Source organism: Arthrobacter crystallopoietes (assembly GCF_002849715.1).
GTDB classification, from domain to species: domain Bacteria; phylum Actinomycetota; class Actinomycetes; order Actinomycetales; family Micrococcaceae; genus Crystallibacter; species Crystallibacter crystallopoietes.
Genome location: NZ_CP018863.1, coordinates 2,440,976 through 2,458,515 on the forward strand (window position 1 = coordinate 2,440,976; position 17,540 = coordinate 2,458,515).

The following is a 17,540-nucleotide window of genomic DNA, read 5'->3' on the forward strand; positions in this document are numbered from 1 at the left end:
GAGGTGTGCATCCTATCCCGTGCGCTTACCCCCGCTGACTTCGGGGAGGAAGCGGGCCGCGACAACGCCGGCCGAGCCCATTATCGCGAGGAACAGCAAAGCCACGCCCGTGCCGAGTTGCGCGAGGGCGCTGCTGATCCCGCCCGTAACCAGAAGCAGTACGCCCATGGCGGTATTCGAGACGGCAACGTATTCCGTGCGTTGGTCTCCCGTAGCCATGTCCACGACATAGGTCTTCCGTGCCACCCGAACGCCGATGTGGTTCAACGCCAGCAGGAAGAAAGCCGCCGGATACAGCCAACTTGAGGTGGCAAGTGAGGGGACTGCGGTGGCGGCGAGCAAGGCAAAAACCACCAACGACGACGCGGCGCAGCCCCACATCATCAGATTCTTGCTGGAGCGGTCGGCCAATCGTCCTGCCAGCCGGCCACCGAGAATCGCGGCCAGCCCGGAGGCGATAACGAACGGTCCGAGCCCGCCCAAACCGCCCGTACCGCGCTCTTCTGCCATGGCCACAATGAACGGCGGACTCAATGCGGATACCAGCAGGAGTCCCCGCACCCCGACGAATCTGCGGAAGGGTTTATCCTCCCGCAGCAGGCTCCAGGAACGCACGAGCCATCCGCCGTCGTCGTTATTTTCTGCGGGGAGCCCGTCCGGTTCCTTGACGCGGGCGAAAACAAGCAGCGCCGCCAGCCAGGCGAGCGCAGCGCAACCAAGAAGAGCGGCCAGCGCGGCCGGGTCCACATCCCCGCCGCCGATGAGCCGGATGCTAAGCCCTACCGTGACGGCAACGATCCCCGATGCGAAGGCCGCGATGCCGTTGATCTGGCCTCGCTGGCCCGGAGGGATGGTGCGGCCCTGAACGTCCTTGGAGGCAATGGAAGCCAAAGCGCGGGCCAGTGCGAAGCCGGCCACCTCAAGGAGAATCGCCGCACCTGCGGCGGTCCCGGTTCCTACGGCCGCGGTGAACGCCATCGCGGCCACCGCGGCAGCCTGTCCGGCTGCCCCGATGATCCAGATCCGTTTCCGCTGCCGGTGCCTGCGCACCCAGGGAGCCAAGGCCGCTTGGGGCAGCATCGAACCGGACTCACGGACCGGGACGAGGAGCCCGATGATCCACGACGGCCCGTCGAGCGAGGCGACGAGCCAGGCCAGTACCGTCGAGGCGTTGACTATCTGGTCGCCCGCATTCTGCAGGGCGTGGGCGACAACGAGACGGAGTCCGTTTCCCGGAACGTTCCGCCGGACATCTTCCGGCAGGCGCGCCAGTGCGTCCTCGTCCGCTTTGATCAATCGGCCGTAGATCTTCGCGCCTGCGCGCCCCATCCGGGATCAAGCCATTCGTACCGAGCGGCTAGCTCGCCTCAGGCATCGTCCGTCTCCGGGCGTGATTCGGACCCGGATCCGGCTTCGGGATCATGCTCCGGCTCGGAGTCGGTCTCCGGTTCGGGAGGCAGCGCACCGCCCTCGCCCTTCCACCGGTGCAGTTGTTTCTCCGGCACCTCGCCCGTGTCGATTTTTCCGGTCCTGCCCGGACCGCTTTCCGGCGTCTTGTCCATGTCCAGACTGTAGGCCGTCCTCGATACGGGGGCAAGGGCTTCGCCGGCTCCAGCGTGGCAGAAGTGCAGGGGGTCCAATAGCCCCGGCTCTCGGACCTACCCCAGCAGATGGGTCAGCTGGCTGGCGGCTGTGGAGTGGGGTCGGCCTCGCCGCCGTTCTTCCGGAATGCGCTGATCATCCCATTCGGTTCCATAAAGGCGTATTTCACTTGGTCCAGGTTTTCGATACCTTGCAGGCGCAGCTGGGCCTCGATTTCCTGCCGGCTCATGAACTCCCTCCTCATGAGGCGTTTGTTCAACTGCCCGTTCTCGATCAGTGGCCTCTTGCTCGGCTTCAGGATCTTCCTGACCGACGGAAACTTGTAGGCCAATGCATCGAGAACAACGCTCCAGGCCAAGATCGTCACCACCAGGATCAAACCGTCCGTGACGGAGGTGGAATCGGGGGCGAAGGCGTGGGAGACGGCTTCGGCGAGCAGGACAATGACCAGGAGGTCCGTTAGCGCCAGGGCGCCTGACTCCCGTTGCCCCGTCAGCCGGAGGATGAAGGTCAGCCCGAGAAAGAGCACGCTGCCCCGCACCACCAGTTCGGCTACGGGAAGGGATGGTTCAAGAATTGAAGCCCAGTCCATGAGGTACCTCCTGCAAACGCACCATGGCAGCGCATTCCCGCATCGATCGTGGGGGATCACTGGCGGTGAGGCGCCGGCCATCCAGAATAAGTAAGTATACTTATGAGATTGCATTTCGGGCCAAACCGCTGATTTGCAGTGCCGTTTTCCAGTGGTGCCGCAGGGCGGGCGTACGCGCCGTGAAGCTACCACAGCCGGGAGGGGAGTTTATGGCAGCAGGCGAAGGCGAGGAGCGGGGGAACCGGACCATTGTCCTGGGTCTGATGGCCGATTCCGGATTGCCGGAACGCGTCGCCAGGCGATTGGGAGATACGCTGCCGGGCGAGCTGTCCGAAAATGTCGACGCCGCAGTCCGCTGGGAGGTGTCCGTCGTCCAAGAGACGCTCCCGCTCGATTCCGATGGCGATATTCCGCTGGAGCGGTATGCCGAGGACCTGAAACAGCGCCATCACTGGGACTTGCTGGTCTACGTGACGGATTTGCCCCGCTATGTCGGAAACGAGCCTCTGGTAAGCGACGTCAACGTATCCCAACAGGTTTGCCTGATCTCGCTGCCCGCCCTGGGCTGGCCACGGGTCCGGCACCGCACCTTGCAGGCAGTGCTGCATGCCGTAGCGCACATGACCGAAGGGTCTTCGGCAGAAGAGCCGGCCGACGGTGAAAGCGCGAACCGGCTCGCCCCGGTGCATGGCGTTTTTTCCTCCGCCAGAGATGACGGCAAATACTCGTACCTGTCGGGACTGCGCGGACGGCTACGGCTCATGTTGGGAATGATCCGCAGCAACCAGCCGGGCCGGCTCCTGCCGTCACTGTCCAGCGCCACGGCTGCCGCAATCGGCACCGGCGCCTTCGGCATCTTCTACGCATCCATCTGGAATATGGCCGATTCTTCCAGCCCACTCCGGTTGGCGGGAATCAGTTTTCTTGCCATTGTCTCGATGACGGCATGGCTGATCGGGTACAACGGGCTGTGGGACCGGCGCCGGCTCCACGGGCTGGCCGGCCAGGCAGGCATGGACAACGTCGCAACGGCCGTCACCGTGGTGCTCAGCGTGGCAGCGATGTACCTGATTCTTTTCGCGGTGCTGTTTCTGGGGTCCTTGGCGGTGATTTCCGGAGACTACCTGCAGTCGCAGCTGAAGCATCCCGTCAGCCCCATCGATTACGCACGTTTGGCGTGGCTCGCTAGTTCCCTCGGCACCTTTGCCGGTGCTCTGGGATCAAGTTTCGACAGTGACGAATCCATCCGGGAAGCAACCTACAGCAGGCGCCAGCAGGAGCGGCGAAAACTCGCTGATAGAACAAGCGATGGCCGGGAGTAACGCCGGTTTCAACCGGCACCATAATAATGACGACGGCGCCAAAGTTCCGGTGCGTCAGCGGCCGGGCTGCACAAAGCCGGATTCATAGGCAGTGATCACGGCCTGCGTCCGGTCGCGCACGTTGAGTTTGGCCAGGATCGAGCTGATATGTGTCTTGACCGTCTCCACACCAAGGTGCATCGACAGGGCGATCTCCTGATTGTTGTGCCCCTGGGCAAGTTGGCGCAGGACTTCCGATTCGCGGCTGCTCAGCCCGGCCTCGGCGATGAGATCCCGTCCCCGGCTGCCATGCCGGGCTACAAGCTCGCGCAATTTCGCCGGATACATGATGGATTCCCCGCGTGCCACCGCGCGTACAGCCTGGACCAGTTCCTCCGGCTTGGCCCGCTTCAGCAGGAAGCCGTCAGCCCCTGCTTTGAGCGCCTCAAAGACGTAGTCATCGCTTTCGAAGGTGGTGAGGATCAGGATCCGCGGGACGTTGTGTTTCTGCGCGTTGGCCAGCAGGGCTCTGGTGGCTTGGATCCCGTCCATCCTCGGCATCCTGACGTCCATCATGACAAGATCGGGTTCCAGCCGGCGCGCTTCGGTCCAGGCCTCGGCACCGTCACCTGCCTCACCGACGACCGCGAGGTCGTCCTCCAGCGCCAGGATGGCTGACAGGCCGGAACGGATCAATGGCTCGTCATCGACGAGGAGAATGCGGATCGGTGCGTTCACCTGCGCCCCCGAACCGATTGCGCCCCATCAGGCTGCCCACCGTCAGGTTGCCAGAAGTCCAGCGGGAAGCTGGCAACCAGAGACCAGATCCCCTTGGTTAGCGACGTTTGCGCGCTGCCGCCGGCCAGCCGGGCACGTTCTGCAATGCCGGCCAAACCACGTCCACCGCCACGAAGCTGCGGGACGCCGGAGACGGGATTGCTCAGGTCAAGGTGCAGCATCCGCGGCTCCGCGCTGATCGTGAGGGCGCATTGCTGCGGACTGGCATATTTGAGCACGTTGGTCAGGCCTTCCTGCAGGATTTTGAACGCGGCGGTGGAGGCTACAGGCGGGAGGCCGTCCAACCGGCGGGCATCGAAGTTCCGCTCAATGTCCAGCCCCTGCCGGGCGAGCATGTCCAAATAGCCTGGCAGCTCCACCAGCGAACCGGCCGCGCCGTCCATCGGTTGTGCGCCGGGGCCCTCCGGTTCACGCAGGATGCCGATGACGTGGTCCAGTTCGGCCAATGCGGCCCGACCCGTGTCCGCCACGGCCTGCATCGCCCGGACCGCGGCCTCCGGGTCCCGGGCCAGCAGCGATTGCGCCGCGGTTGCCTGCAGAGTGGTGACCGTCAAAGCATGGCCCACGGAATCGTGCAGTTCACGGGCCAGCTCGTTCCGCCGGGCACTGGCGCGTGCAGCCTGTTCTTCCAAGGCAAGGCGTTCCGCCGGAGACGGGCCCAGCATGACGCCGGCCCAATGCCGCAGCGCCATGCCCGTCAGGATGGTGAAGATGATGATCCCGGCGCCCAGCGCCAGGGACCAAAGCACCGCCGTCGTGCTGTCGGCGAAGGGGGAGAGGACCGCGGACAGCTGGTCGGAAACCCGGGTTTGGCCGGTCAGCGGCATAACGGACAGCGTCACCATGACAGGAATGGCAAACACCGCCGCGACCAAGGTGAGTCCGCCGGCCATCAGATGCACCAGGTACCAGGCTGCGCCGCGCCAACGCCGGTTGTGGGCAGCACTACCGATCGGCTCGGGCAGCTCGACGTCCAGTAATTCGCGCACCGCGGTGCGTTCCAGGGCACGCGTGACGGACAGCAACGCCGGAACGGTGAGCAGCACAAACAGGAGGATAAAGGCGACGACGGCGGACAGCGAGCCGGCTTCGGGCGAGCCAGCCAGCTGCGTGCCCCAAATGAAAACCGCGATGTAGGGAACGGCGAGCAGGGCGCCGATCATCATGAACACAAAGTGCCTGAAGACCTGCCCTGCCCGTTTGGCCGGTGTCCGGCCGGAGTCCGCCATAGCCCCATTCTTACCCAACATCGTTCCGCGGTCAGCCATCCAGTCCGCACCGGCCACAGGTTCCGCGGCGTTTGAGGTAGTAGGCGAGGGCCGCCGCACCCAGCAGCGGGCCCCAGAAGATCCACAGCGCCGCCGGGGCGATGGTTCCCCAGTTGGTCCAGTCGAAGGGGATGCCACCGGTGTCGCCGCTGAGCCCAAGCCGGATCAGTTCCGCTCCCGCGGGTACAACGACGACGGCGACGAACGACGCCGGAATCACGGCCAGCAGGATCGGAACCCGGCGCCCGCCCAGCAGCGGAACCCAGCGTGGGACAACCGAACCCCAGCCCTGGATCAGGCCCAAGGTCAGGAGCGTGCCGGCGAACGCCATGGACGCCAGGCCGAGGCCGGCATAGACCATGCCGTTCTCCTGCATCCGGCGCAGGAACGCGGAGCTGATGCCCAGCGGAATTCCTGCCGCCCAGGCGAACCTGATGATGGCGTAAACGGCCGGGATGGCTGCTGCGGCAAGGGTCACGGGTGTGCCCCACTTGCCTGCCGATGCAGCGGAAAGCCAGCCACCGTCGTCGTGCTTGCGGCCGCATGTGATGCAGGCACCGGAATGTTTCCGAACGGCCGCTGCAGCGGTCAAAATCCACAGCCCGACGCCGGTGACGGCCGCCAGCTGGTGCAGGAGAACGGGCCAGCCTTGCTCGGGCACCGAGGCCAGGACGCCGGGATCCATGATGGCGTTGACGGCCAGGTAGGGCAGATAGCCGAGCATGGAGAGGATGCGGCTGTCCACAATGACCAGCAGGACCAGCGCAGTGTAGACGCCTGCAAAGGCTGTGGCGGAAATGGCCAGGGCCCGGCCGGGTCTGCGCAGGGCGTGGACCGCGAGGGCAATGAAGCCGCCGGCAACGGCCAGAGCCGGGAGAGCGTAGTTGAGGAGATCGCCCAGCGGCCCGTTCAACGGTGCCACGGCTGCCGGAATCCTCGGATCCTGCAGCGGCAGCCTGTCACCGTTGAACAACAGGAGGGCCGCGATTCCCGCGTAGAGGAAAGCGGCGGCCGCCGTCGCTAGTGGCATCCGGTCCATGAAGCCGCCATCGGCGTCGGTTTTGAGGGGTTGCCACGGTGCTGAATGAGTAGTCATGACTTTAGTCTTCTCGCGGCGAGCCGTCGGATGATCCCCCGGCGGAGCGGACTTGCTCCCCCGAACGGGTGAACGCCGGGAGAGGCAGCGAAGCGGGTGGTCCTTGAACTAAGCCAGCGCGTCCACCATGCTGGCAGTACCGACCCGGACACAATATCTCTTGGCAGAACGAGGGACAGGCTTCCTCGGAAAGGTGCGCCCAATGCCTCGAGTGGCTGTACTGGCAACCGGCGGGACCATCGCGTCGAGCAAGGGTGCCGACGGCACATCGGTAGCCAGCCGGGGTGTGCAGGACCTTGTGGCTGCGCTTGGGGCCGGAGACGTGGCAGTGGAGGCGCGGGATGTGCTCCAGCTCGGATCCTACTTGTTGGCACACCGGCATCTGCGCCTCATCGCCGAAGCCGTCGCCGCGGAGCTGGCCCGCCCCGAGGTGGACGGGGTCGTCGTCACCCACGGCACGGACACCATGGAAGAAACCGCCTACCTGCTGGACCTGGTGCATAACAGTCCCAAGCCCGTGGTGTTCACCGGCGCCCAGCGTCCGGCGGACGCCGCTGATACTGACGGTCCCGCAAATCTGCGCGAAGCCATTGCCGTTGCGGCTGCTTCCCGGGCCCGCGGCCACGGCGTGCTGATCTCCTTCGCCGGACGGATTTACGCCGCACGGGGCACGCGCAAGGCCCATACTGTGGCCCCGGCTCCGTTCCAAACGGCCGACGGCGGTCCCATCGGCCGCATGGACGGAACAGACGTCCGTTTCGCGATGCAGCCCCTGCGGCCGCCGGCGTTGCCCCTGCCGTCAACAGCCTTTGATAGCACGCGGGTGGACGTGGTCAGCGCTTACCCCGGAGCCGATGCCGCGCTCGCGGCCGCCGCAGTGGAGGCCGGCGCCGCCGCCGTCGTTATTGCGGGCTCCGGGGTGGGTAATGGCAACCACGCGCTGTGTGCCTGGGCTGAAGAAGCGGTGCGGGCCGGCGTCGTTGTTGGGCTTTCCACCCGTGTGGCGGAAGGGCCGGTGGTTCCCTATTACGGCAATGGCGGCGGCGCCGACCTGATGCGGGCCGGGGCCGTTCCGCTGGGCTCGCTGCCGCTGTTCCAAGCGCGCATCCTGCTGGCGTTGCTGATCGCCGGCGGCCGTAAGCCCGACGGGCAGCTGCTGGACCCGTACCTCTGAGGAAGGAATGACATGGCAAAGGAAATCTTCGTCGCTTTCGGCATCGAGTGGGCGGAGACGGCCGGAAGCGAAGTCACGCGGTTCCGCCGGCTGTAGCCGGGTCAACCGGCTGGCCGAAGGCATGGACCAGCCATGCACCAAGCTGATCCTGCCAGACCAGGGTGACAACGGCGGCCCCGTCAGCCGGATGGCCGCTGCGACGGGTGGTTCCTGCTGCCCCCGCCGGGAAGATCCGGACGTACGCCACCTCAGGATTTTCTGGCGCGGGCTCGGCCACAGGGGCAGCGTCCCAGTCCGGAATGTCCCGCAGCTCCCCGGCTGCGGCGCCGAAATCCCCCCAGTACTCCCTGGAACCAGGCGTCACCAGGCTTACGAGCGTGTGCCGGAAACGGCCGGGATCCAACAGCGCATCGCAAAACAGCCGCGCGACTTCCGCTGCATCCTGCAGATTTCCCGTTGGGTCCGCCGGCCCGGCTCCGGCCTCGGAGCCGGTCCTGTGGATCCAACGGCTCTGCGGCGGCTGATCTTTGTTCATACGTTCAGCCTAGGACCCGGCCCCGACCGGATAGCGTTCATTTTGCACCGCATTGCCAACCTCGCCGAAAAAGCGGCCTTGCGGGGTGGCGGACGCAAGCGGTCTACATCACCAGCTCGCGGCACTGTGAGGTGGCGGACGCGCGCGGGCTATGCCATCGGCTTGCGGATGGGCCGGTTAAGCAACCGGATGCCGGAGCGTCTGGTTTACGGCGGGATGACGTCCATGCCGGGCCGGTGCATAGGGACGGTGCGGCAGCAGGTGCAAGTATTCGGGATGCTCGTACATCGTCTTCTTGACCAGCGCGTCCATCGGACGCACCATCAGCTGCCGGCGGTGGACACTGTCCAGTGCACTGATGATCAGGGTGGTGTCCAGCTGCTGGTTCCTGAAGCCCCGGTCGATGGTGGTTTTGAGGAACCAGATTTCTGCACCCTTGATGCGGTAGGTCAGGGTCCCGGCGACGGTTCCGTCCGAGAAAATGATGAACTGGGAGTGCGTGGGGTCATCGCGAACGGCAGGCATCAGAGTCTCCTCTTGCTTCCGATGGTGCGCAAGGCGCGCGCCAGTTACTGCATGAGACGCAAAGACCCCGTTGAAGGTTCAGTTGTACAGGAAATTATTTACGACGGCGGCTGCTTCCCTTCGGGCCCGAAGATGAACTCCTCGGCATGGGCCACGGCTTTCTTGAAGGAATCATTGCGAAGGGCCAGCTGCGCGACGTCGTCCGGGGTTTCTGTTTCGATGTACTGCGTGAAACCGGGCCGCAGGACCCAGATGCCGCCGGCGGGCGGCAGATAGAAAACGGCGAAGGACCGGTGCTTGCGGTCATCCTCCCAAATAGGGACGACGGCGACTGCGGCGCCGGTGTCCACATTGATCCACTGGGCACGGGGACGCGGCTGGTCCTCGTCGAACACACTGGGATTCAGGAACGGGGCTGTGCCCTCGCCCCAGCGTTCCTCGAAGCGCTCGTGGAAGATAGGGAACAGGGTTGAATCGTAGCGCCGCCAGTTCGACACTTTGCAGTCCTTTCTCGTGATTATCGGGTTGCGCTAGCCCAGGAACCAGCGCCGGACCAGCAGATCAAACACGTCCCGTGGAGGGCGCAGCGGTGAGACCGGTGGGAACAGCCAGACCGTATCTTCCGGGGACGCCGTCCAGCCCAGGACCACCGGATCCTGATCCTGCACCGTGACCGCCACGTGGCGTCCGCGGGTAGCCGGCTGCGTATCCGGAAGCGTGGAGGCGCGGTGTCGTCCGCGGTTGTCGTAGGCAGCGCGGCGCCGGGGGTCGCCCAGCACGCCATAGGCATCCAGGATGCGGGCCATCCTGCGGGCTGCCGCTCTGGCTGTTTCCGGATCTGCCGAAAGCTGGAGGTCGGGGTGATACCGGCGCAGCAGCAGACGATAGGCTCGGCGGATCTGTTCCTGGTCTGCGTCGCGGTCCACCTCCAGGACCGCGTAAAGATCCTGGTCTTCCATCTCGGTTCTCCTCTGCCTGACTGGCGTCCGCGCGGAACGAGGATGCCCGCAAGGCGATCAAGGCAGGAAGGGTTGCCCTGCAGTCAAGCAGGGCAACCACAGATCCTGCTTCGGTTGTCAGCCTCCTTGCGTACCTCCATATTCCTTGGGCTTACTTGGGATTAGGCGTTGATCTGCTGCTGTGTGTCGCTGCTCTGGATCTCGATCTTGCGGGGCTTGGCCTGCTCACGGATGGGGATCCGCAGAGCCAGCACACCGGCGTCGTAATTGGCTGTGACCTTATCCGTGTCCAACGTGTCGCCAAGGACGAGCTGCCGGCTGAAGGTGCCGACCGGGCGTTCAGCGGCCACTACTTCCTTGTCGTCATCCAGCCGGGACTTGCGCTCGGCGGCAACGGTGAGAACGTTGCGTTCGACATCCAGATCAATGGTTGCGGGATCGACGCCGGGCAGGTCGAGTTCCACGACGAACTCGTCGCCTTCGCGCCACGCGTCCATCGGCATGGCAGCGGGGCGGGTCTGCGATCCGAAGACCTGCTGGGTCAGCCGGTCGAGCTCCCGGAACGGATCAGTTCGCATCAACATGGTTGCCTCCTTCAGTTCTTCTCTTTTAAGTCCGGCAGATTATCTATGTCTGCCGACACAGATATTATGACGCTGCGCTACAATATTTTGCAAGAAGTGCGGAGGAAGAAATTGAGCAAGGACGACGAGCGGCGGCTGCGGGCTGAGCAAGGCGTCTACGGCATCTCGGTGGCCGCGGACCTGGTTGGCGTGGGCCAGCAGACTCTCCGGCTCTACGAGCGCAAAGGGCTGGTGGAACCGGAGCGCACCGAGGGCGGCACGCGCCGCTACAGCGAAAACGACGTGGAGCGGATGCGCCGGATCGGGGAGCTGGTGGACGACGGGCTGAACCTGGCCGGTGTCGACAAAGTCCTGCGGCTCGAGGAGATCAACGCCGCGCTGCAGCGGGAACTGGACGTGGCGAAGGAGCGGGACCGGGGGCAGAAGCGGCCCGCGAACCAGCGCTAGCCTTCCGGCGACAGCCGGGCGGTCAGCGGAGGCTGTCGGTAGCGATGGCGGTGGCCGGCTCGGGGAAATCGACGGCGACGTCCACCTCGTGCCCGAGCGACTGCAGATACACCAGGTGGCTGGCGGTTTCCGCCAAGGCGAGCCGCAGCGAGAACCCGTTGAGGGAAGCCCAGCCGCGGGACCAGGTCAGCTCGCGCGCGACCTCCCAGACCGAGGCCGGAGCCTGCTCCTGAAGGACCAGCCGAACCTCATCCGAGCGGGCCCGGTTGTGGCGTGCCAGCTGGGCCACCCGGCGTGACAGACCGGTAAAGCGGTACTCGTGCGCCGGGCAGACTTCGACGTCGTCGCCCAAATCAATGGCAGCGAGCGAGTCGAAGTAGTCGGCCAGGGGGTTTAGCAGGCCCTCGTGTTCGAGGGAGATGTGCGGGGAAATCCGCGGCAGGACATGGTCGCCGCTGAAGACCAAGCCGTTGTCCTCATCGACCAGGCAGAGATGGCCCGGCGTGTGCCCCGGGGTGGAGACGGCGCGGACGTTCAGCCCGGCGGCCGGAAGCATTTCGCCGGAGACCAGCGGGAGATCAGGGGCCAGCAGCCGCGGCCGGCCGGCGCGGCGGGAAAAGGTCAGCTCCTCCAGCCGGTCCTGCGGTACGCCCCAGTGGCCGAGCCGGAACATGTCCGCCTCGCGGACTTCCTCCACATCGCGCGACGCATCCGGAATCCATTCGTTCCCGCCCATGGCCAGCCAGGCGCCGGATGCGTCTTTCAGCCGCGCGGTCATGCCGTGGTGGTCCGGGTGGTAGTGGGTTACCACGATGCCGGTCAGGTCCGCGGGTGCGATGCCGGCCTGCGCCAGCCCGGCCACCAGTTGCTGCCAGCCCTCGTCACTGTCCCAGCCCGGATCGATCAGCACGGACGCTCCGGTGCCGAGCAGTAGGTAGCTGATCGTGTACCGCAGCGGATTGTCCGGGAACGGTACCGGAATGGACCAGACATTGGGACGCAGCCGTTCCACCGGCGGGAAGTCCTTGGCATGCCACGCCCGGTACTGCTCGTGGCCGGTGACGGTGATGACTGGTTCTTCTGGCATCCGACCAGTCTAGGTCAGCGCAGCACAATCGCTGTGGCCGTTGCCGGCGATGCCCCCGTTTCCACGAAGCCGGAAACATTCGCGTCCGGATGCTTGATGATGTCGGTGATGGAGCCGAGGTGCCGGGACAGGTCCACCTTGTCCTCCGGCGCGGCGAGCAGCAGCTGGAAGCCGAATTCCTGCAGCGCGTTGATGCCGGCGCCGGCATATTCGGAGTTCGCCTGGATGAAGGCCTCGTCGATCATTACCGTGCCGTAGGTGCTGTAACCCTGGCTGGCAATGCCCAGCTGGTAGGCCAGCGCAGCGCCCATAATGAACGATGTGAAGCGCTGGCCTTCGCCGCCGGAGAGCGTGCCGGGCTCCAGCCCGGTCTCGATCTCCCCGTTGGGCCGGTGCTCGTTGCAGCTGATGGTGACATGCTGGCGCACATCCAGCACTGTGTCCCGCCAGTGCTGTTTCGCCGGATCGTTCAGCGCGTCCACCAGGCGTTCCAGCGCCTTGTAGCTGGCAGCCATCTGCTCCGGGGTCTGCTTGATGTAGGCGTTGCCCAGCGCGTTTTTCAGATCCGTGCGGAAGGTTCGGGCTTCCTCCGGAACGCTGGTCCGGACCTCAAGCTTGAGGTGGCTGCCGTTGTCGAAGGGGACATCGTCCAGGATCTGGTTCAGCGGCAGGATCCGCTCCTCGATGGCACGGCGTTCCTCCTCCAGCATCTGCAGCAGATCCGAAAAGCGCTCGTAGGAGCGGTTGTTGAAGTACTCGCGGAACTCCTCTTCTCGCTGCGGCAGGCCCTCGGAAATGATCTCGTGGTACAGCCGCTCATACTGCCCTGCGCTTTCGACGCCGGTACCAAAGGAAGCGCTCAGATGCTCGCCCCAGTCGCGGGCAAAGAATTTGAAGGTATCAGTCAGCGCTGTCTCCGTCTTGTGGAGCTCATCGCTGAGGGTGGCCGCGGCGTCCTTGAGCTCCAGGGCGAGCCGGTGGAAGGCTGTTTCCAGTTCCTCCAGCCCCGTGGGTTCACCCAGCGGCTCCAGGTAGCGGCCGATGGCCTCGGCAGCCCAGTCCGCCGGCGGGTTTTCTTCGGCTCGGCGGGCAGTGTTGTCCCGGGCGGCTTCGGCGTTGCGGAACTGCTTATCCAGCTCCTGCAGGTCGTGGCGCAGCACGGCGAGCCGGCCCACTTTGGCCTCCAGCTCGGACTTGGCGGCCTTGAGCTCGGCGTGGATTTCCGCGAGGGTGGCGCTGCTGTCCACCGCTTCGCGCAGCCGGTCCTGCAGGCCCTCCAGGACCTCGCGCTGGGAGGTGCTGTCGACGTCGGACCATGGACGGGTATCGGCGGCAACCCGATGCAGGGCGTCCAGCCGTCCGGCGAGCACGTCCTTGGCCTTGCTCCGCTGGTCCGCCAGCTCGGCGGCGTCCGCATGCTCCTGCAGAATGCGGACGGCCTGCGCCTCGAGCAGGGCGATCTTGTCCGTGTTGCTGAAGCCGAGCAGGTAGTCGCCCGGATTGACCTTCCGGGTGTCCCGTTCAAAGGTGTTCTTGTTCAGCTTGAGGGTGCCTGCAAGGCTGATCGCCTTGTCCTCGTGGTGCAGTTCGGCATCGGAATCCACGCAGGCGAAGGCGTAGTCGCTGGTGATTTTCTGCTTCAGCCAGTCGCCGGCCTCGGAGTTCTTGAACTCGAGTTTGCCGACCAGGTCCCGGTCTCCGGCGGTTCCGGGGCGCGGGGGAGTGGCGATGTTGATCCAGCGCAGCTTCCCGTGGCTGTCCAGTGCATCGATCGCCTTGGTCACCGCACGGATATCCTCGCCGCGGACCAGCAGCGTGGTGGCCAGTGACCGCAGCGCCTTTTCGGCTGCGGGACGCCACGGCAAGTGCTCCGGGGCGATGTCCACCAGCTCGCCCGCGAACGGCATGTCCTCGGGTGCGACGCCGATTTCGGCGCTGATCTGCCGCCGGGCGGCTGCGCTGGCGCCGTCGATGTTGTTGCCGCGCCGGGCATAGGACGCGATTTCGGCGCGGAGCTTCTTCTCCCGGTCTTTGGCATTGATGCTCGCGGCCACGGCCTCGTATTCGAGTGTCTTGGCGGCAGCGGCTTCGGCGGTGAGTTCTTCGACGGCGGCCGCGGCCTGCAGGCGGGCGGCCGCCAGACCGTCTGCGGACCACTGAAGCTGCAGCCCGGCGTCGTCAATGTCCTGCTGGACCTGGGTCCGGATGCGCTCGCGCTGCTGGAGTTCCACCGAGGCGGCGCGGATGTCCCGTTCCAGGGCTTCGATCGCGCGGCCGCCGTGGCTGGCATGCTGTTCGTCCAGTCGCTGGACCTGCGCCTCCAGGCTCTCCTTCGCCGCGGCTTCCGCCTGGATCTTCAGGGTCTTGGCCTCGCGCTGATCGGCGAGCCTGGCCGTCTCGGTTTCGAGGAGCCCGGCCGCGAGCTGCTGGCGCACCCGGGGCAGCTGGACCTCGGCCAGTTCCCGGTTCCGTTCCAGCTGTTCGCGCAGTTCCCGGTAGCGCAGGTGCTGCGCCGGTACCTTCGCCAGGGCATCGCGCTGGCCGGTGGCTTCTTCCAGCTGGCGGTAGATCCCCCGCAGGTGGCTGAAGTCCTCGATGGCTCCGGCGGCCGCCTTGAGCGTGGACGGGATGTCCAGCACCTCGTAGCGGAAGAACTTATTCACACCCTTGTCCAGACCCTTGCCGTTCTGCAGGGTGCGCAGCAGACTGAAGGCCTTGTCATTATCGATCCCCAACCGGCGGCGGAAGCGCTCGGCGAAGGCCTTGTGCACGTCGAACGCCTCGCAGCCGGGCAGTGCGGCGTGAAGGGAAGTGGGGGAGAAGCGCCGGCCGCCGTGGTTTTCCAGTGCCTCGGTGTCCAGCGGCTTGTTGTGGATGACGTAATGCTTGCCCACCTGGCCTTCCAACCCGTTGGCCGGCAGATCAAAGAGAGCGGAGATGGTGACCTGGCGGCCGAGGCCGTCGTCGAAGACCAGCGCAATGGCTGACCAGGTGGCGCTGGGCCGCTGGTAGGTGGTGCCCGCTGCGGTTTTGGCCTTCCGCCCGCGCATGTAGCTAAACGTGGTGCGGCGGTCCTTGCGGTTGCTGGCCTCGTTGGCGGACTCGTTCAGCCGGGGCGCGGCGTAGAAGATGTGCTGGATGCCGTCGAAGAGCGTGGACTTGCCCACGCCGGGGTGGCCGGTGAGCAGCGTGCCGGCGCGGTCCACGTACATGGTGTGCCGGCCGTGGAATGTGCCCCAGTTGATCACCTGGATTTTGCTCAGCCGGTACTGGCCGGGGTTGATCTCCTCGCCGAGCGGGAGCGTCTGGGCAATGCTCACAGTTCCTCCTCGTTTGCGCTGGTGTTGTTAGGGACGGTGCTGCCGGAAGCATGGCCTTCGGCAGCCGGGGCAGGCAGCTCAGGATCCAGTACCTCCGGATCGAGTGCTTCAGCATCCAGCAGGTCGGGGTCCAGCAGTTCCTGGGCGTCGCTGCGGGCCAGCGCCTCGATGTAGGCCGGGATCTGGTCGATGCTGTCGAACGGCAGTGCTATGGCCAGCGCGTTGCTGACCCGGTACACGGCGGCCAGTTCGGTGGGCAGCAGCAGCTTCAGCGCCAGCAGGCGGGAGAGGGAGGCATCGGTCAGCTCTTCGAGACGCTTGTCGTCCACCGCGCCCGGCTGCCGGTGTTCTTCGAGGATTTCCCGGGCGGCGGCGCGCGAAATGGTGGCGTCGGTGCCGGAACCGGCGTGCCGGTCCAGCAGCAGCCGCAGGCGCAGGGCCAGCAGCGTCTCCTCGCGCCGCAGCGGCTTGCGCGGCTGGATGGCCGTGGTGTGCGGGGCGTCCACGTCGGCCGGGGTGAGCATGGCGATCTTCCGGTCCGGATCCACGGTGAGGACCAGGAAGATCTCGCACAGGTAGTCGGCGATGACCTGCCGGTTGTCCAGCACGGTGGTCCACAGCCGGGGGTCGGCAACGCCGTCGATGTACGGTCCGCGCAGCAGCCGCACGATCGTCTGGCGCAGCTGCAGCGGGAAGGTGCCGGTGTCGCCGTCGAACAGTTGCCGCTCCGCGCGGTACCCGCTTGCGGCGATGTCAGCCTCGGTCTCGGTCATTTGCTCTCATCCTTTAAACCCGTTGAATCTTTGGTGAACGTGACGAGCGGGAGGTAGGCGGTGCGCTCGACGCCGTCGATCTGTTTGTAGGTGAGGACTTCGAACCGGTCGCCGACGTCCTGGTCCGTGTGGCGGGCCGTGAGCACCAGGCCACGGATGGAGTTGATGTGGCGGTGCTCGGGCGGCAGCAGTCCGAACGCCGCGCCCAGCGTGGCCTTGCCATCCTTCGCCGCAGCGGTAGCTGCGCTGATCGCCTGGCGGATGGCACCGGCGTCGGCCTTTGGCGTATTGGGCGTGCGGTGGATGTCCGCGTCGCTGAGCGCCGGCGGCTCCGCAAGCCTGGGCGGCGGGACATGGTCTTCGGGATTGAAGATCCCGATGCCGGCCAGTGTTTCGAACTCCGGCAGGTACAAGTTCACGGGAACTGCCGGCGTCCTGGTTTTCAGGTCCGGCGAGTGGGCCACTGCCAGCTCGGCCGAGCGGATGGCCTTGCGCAGCAGCATCGACTCGCGGAACTCGTCGCTCTGGACGTAGGTGTGCAGGCTCTCGGAGAGGCGGCCGTAGATGGCGTGGACCTCGGAGGCCTGGCGGCGCAGCTCGCGCACCAGGTTGGCCAGCGTATTGCGCTCGTCGGAGCTCAGATCGGAGACGAAATCGCGCTCGAGCACCTCCCGGACAGCCTGGCGGAAGCGGGCCTGCTGCTGCGGGTTGTTCAGGAACTCCGTGAAGCCGCGGAAAGTCTCGCCCTCGGCGGTGCTGCGCAGCTGGCGGTCGCCTTCGAGAACCTGGCCCACGGCGACGCCCTTGGCCACGCTGGACTCCATGATTTCCTGCCGGATGGTGTGCAGCATAGCCTCCACGCCGTCGCGCATCCGTTTGAAGTCCGCCGGCAGGCTGGAGGCCAGGTCGAGGATGCTCCGGGCCGCGGCAACGGAGGTTTCATGCGGGAGGACCGCGGGCTCCTGGCCGGTCTCCAGCGCCTGGATCTGCGCCTGCCGTTCGGCGATTTCCGCCTCGAGCTGGCTGATTCTGGCGGCCGGATCCGGATCCGACTCATGGGCGAGCGATTCAATGCTGTTCAGCAGGGCGCTCAGCCGGGAGCTGTTGAGGTTGGTCCGCTCCTGGGTGAAACCGTCGATGAAGTTCAGCACCCGCTGGGTCTGCGCGGTGGGCTCGTAGACGAACTGGCCGTCCACCATCGGCCGGGCCAAAAACTGGTTGCGCACCCAGGAATCGGCATAGTTGGCCGCCTGCCACTGCTCATTCAGATTCAGGTTCTCGTGCCGGAGTTCCTTCAGGAAAGCAGCCAGCGCGGCGTGGAATTCCTCAAGCGCAATCCGAGGTCGGTTCGGCGTGAACTCGGCCCGGAAGAAGGCGATGGTCCACGGTGCCGCGGAGAGCAGCTTCCAGGCAGGGCTGAGCCTGAAGTCCTTCTGGGTGTGCCAGTTGGAGACAGCTTGTTCAGTGGAGCGCATCAAG

The 17,540-nt window shown here is 65.7% G+C and carries 18 protein-coding genes; 3 read left to right on the forward strand and 15 right to left on the reverse strand.

Annotated elements, in window-relative coordinates:
• Positions 1-12: 12 nt before the first annotated feature.
• From AC20117_RS11435 to AC20117_RS11445, 3 genes are all read right to left on the reverse strand, one after another.
• A complete protein-coding gene (locus tag AC20117_RS11435) occupies positions 13-1,329 on the reverse strand; it encodes an MFS transporter (RefSeq protein WP_074699624.1) in 1,317 nt (438 codons plus the stop codon).
• 38 nt (positions 1,330-1,367) lie between these two features.
• Entirely contained in the window at positions 1,368-1,562 is a 195-nt protein-coding gene (locus AC20117_RS11440) for a hypothetical protein (protein WP_074699623.1), read from the reverse strand.
• A gap of 113 nt (positions 1,563-1,675) precedes the next feature.
• Positions 1,676-2,194: a DUF421 domain-containing protein gene (locus AC20117_RS11445; RefSeq protein ID WP_074699622.1), complete on the reverse strand. Its 519-nt coding sequence runs from the start codon at positions 2,192-2,194 to the stop codon at positions 1,676-1,678.
• A gap of 209 nt (positions 2,195-2,403) precedes the next feature.
• Between AC20117_RS11445 and AC20117_RS11450 the strand changes: the two genes are divergently transcribed.
• A complete protein-coding gene (locus AC20117_RS11450; protein ID WP_074699621.1) occupies positions 2,404-3,516 on the forward strand; it encodes a hypothetical protein in 1,113 nt (370 codons plus the stop codon).
• A gap of 54 nt (positions 3,517-3,570) precedes the next feature.
• Here the strand turns inward: AC20117_RS11450 and AC20117_RS11455 are convergent, their stop codons facing one another.
• The 3 genes from AC20117_RS11455 to AC20117_RS11465 are packed head-to-tail and all read right to left on the reverse strand — an operon-like array spanning position 3,571 to position 6,657.
• Positions 3,571-4,233, reverse strand: coding sequence for a response regulator (locus AC20117_RS11455; RefSeq protein ID WP_074699620.1), 663 nt, complete (start codon positions 4,231-4,233; stop codon positions 3,571-3,573).
• On the reverse strand, positions 4,230-5,522 hold the full coding sequence (locus AC20117_RS11460) for a sensor histidine kinase (RefSeq protein WP_074699619.1): 1,293 nt from the start codon (positions 5,520-5,522) through the stop codon (positions 4,230-4,232). The genes AC20117_RS11455 and AC20117_RS11460 overlap by 4 nt, the downstream gene beginning before the upstream one ends.
• 31 nt (positions 5,523-5,553) lie before the next feature.
• On the reverse strand, positions 5,554-6,657 hold the full coding sequence (locus AC20117_RS11465) for a hypothetical protein (protein WP_074699618.1): 1,104 nt from the start codon (positions 6,655-6,657) through the stop codon (positions 5,554-5,556).
• A gap of 202 nt (positions 6,658-6,859) precedes the next feature.
• Between AC20117_RS11465 and AC20117_RS11470 the strand changes: the two genes are divergently transcribed.
• Positions 6,860-7,831: an asparaginase gene (locus AC20117_RS11470; protein WP_074699617.1), complete on the forward strand. Its 972-nt coding sequence runs from the start codon at positions 6,860-6,862 to the stop codon at positions 7,829-7,831.
• A gap of 73 nt (positions 7,832-7,904) precedes the next feature.
• Here the strand turns inward: AC20117_RS11470 and AC20117_RS11475 are convergent, their stop codons facing one another.
• The 5 genes from AC20117_RS11475 to AC20117_RS11495 form a co-directional block, all read right to left on the reverse strand.
• The gene (locus tag AC20117_RS11475; protein WP_074699616.1) at positions 7,905-8,366 is read right to left on the reverse strand and encodes a hypothetical protein; all 462 of its coding nucleotides are present in this window, start codon (positions 8,364-8,366) and stop codon (positions 7,905-7,907) included.
• A 177-nt stretch (positions 8,367-8,543) separates the two neighbouring features.
• The gene (locus AC20117_RS11480; RefSeq protein WP_074699615.1) at positions 8,544-8,891 is read right to left on the reverse strand and encodes a GNAT family N-acetyltransferase; all 348 of its coding nucleotides are present in this window, start codon (positions 8,889-8,891) and stop codon (positions 8,544-8,546) included.
• A 98-nt stretch (positions 8,892-8,989) separates the two neighbouring features.
• Positions 8,990-9,388 carry a hypothetical protein gene (locus AC20117_RS11485; protein WP_074699614.1) on the reverse strand — a complete coding sequence of 133 codons (399 nt, stop codon included), beginning with the start codon at positions 9,386-9,388 and terminating at the stop codon, positions 8,990-8,992.
• 33 nt (positions 9,389-9,421) lie between these two features.
• Positions 9,422-9,850, reverse strand: a complete 429-nt coding sequence (locus AC20117_RS11490; protein WP_074699613.1) for a DnaJ domain-containing protein — start codon at positions 9,848-9,850, stop codon at positions 9,422-9,424.
• Between the two features lie 161 nt (positions 9,851-10,011).
• On the reverse strand, positions 10,012-10,434 hold the full coding sequence (locus AC20117_RS11495; RefSeq protein WP_074699612.1) for an Hsp20/alpha crystallin family protein: 423 nt from the start codon (positions 10,432-10,434) through the stop codon (positions 10,012-10,014).
• Positions 10,435-10,545: 111 nt separating this feature from the next.
• Here AC20117_RS11495 and AC20117_RS11500 point away from each other — a divergent pair, with 111 nt between their 5' ends.
• On the forward strand, positions 10,546-10,881 hold the full coding sequence (locus AC20117_RS11500) for a MerR family transcriptional regulator (protein WP_074699611.1): 336 nt from the start codon (positions 10,546-10,548) through the stop codon (positions 10,879-10,881).
• A gap of 22 nt (positions 10,882-10,903) precedes the next feature.
• On the opposite strand, the gene AC20117_RS11505 is transcribed toward AC20117_RS11500, so the two are convergent.
• Genes AC20117_RS11505 through AC20117_RS11520 form a run of 4 tightly spaced genes read right to left on the reverse strand, consistent with a single transcriptional unit; the run spans position 10,904 to position 17,536 of the window.
• Complete coding sequence (locus tag AC20117_RS11505; protein ID WP_074699610.1) at positions 10,904-11,968, reverse strand: MBL fold metallo-hydrolase; 1,065 nt, start codon at positions 11,966-11,968, stop codon at positions 10,904-10,906.
• Between the two features lie 14 nt (positions 11,969-11,982).
• A complete protein-coding gene (locus tag AC20117_RS11510) occupies positions 11,983-15,288 on the reverse strand; it encodes an ATP-binding protein (RefSeq protein ID WP_074699609.1) in 3,306 nt (1,101 codons plus the stop codon).
• The gene (locus tag AC20117_RS11515) at positions 15,285-16,061 is read right to left on the reverse strand and encodes a DUF4194 domain-containing protein (RefSeq protein ID WP_074699608.1); all 777 of its coding nucleotides are present in this window, start codon (positions 16,059-16,061) and stop codon (positions 15,285-15,287) included. Before AC20117_RS11515 ends, AC20117_RS11510 begins: the two co-directional genes overlap by 4 nt.
• Positions 16,058-17,536 (reverse strand): DUF3375 domain-containing protein, encoded by a 1,479-nt coding sequence (locus AC20117_RS11520; RefSeq protein ID WP_074699607.1) that lies wholly within the window; start codon positions 17,534-17,536, stop codon positions 16,058-16,060. The genes AC20117_RS11515 and AC20117_RS11520 overlap by 4 nt, the downstream gene beginning before the upstream one ends.
• Between the last annotated feature and the right edge of the window lie 4 nt (positions 17,537-17,540).